The organism is Pauljensenia sp. UMB3104, from assembly GCF_030217285.1.
GTDB lineage: Bacteria > Actinomycetota > Actinomycetes > Actinomycetales > Actinomycetaceae > Pauljensenia.
Genome location: NZ_JASONN010000368.1, coordinates 1 through 262 on the forward strand (window position 1 = coordinate 1; position 262 = coordinate 262).

Genomic DNA, 262 nt, shown 5'->3' on the forward strand with positions numbered 1-262 from the left:
CACGATTGACGTTGTGGGAACCGACCATGCTCCGCATCCGCTCGAAGACAAGGACTGCGAGTGGCAGGCGGGCGCGTTCGGCATGACCGGCTTGGAGACTGCGCTGCCGATCATCATTGAGACGATGGTGAACACGGGCCGCATGGACTGGGCGGACGTTGCTCGCGTGATGTCGACGGTTCCCGCCCAGATCGGCCGCGTGGAATCGCAGGGCCAGGGCCTGGTCGTCGGTGCCCCCGCACACGTCACCCTCGTGGATGCA

Annotated in this window: 1 pseudogene; it reads left to right on the plus strand. The window is 65.6% G+C overall.

Features of this window, described 5'->3' with window-relative positions:
* Positions 1-262, plus strand: a pseudogene (locus QP415_RS12055) (dihydroorotase); the annotation flags it as partial.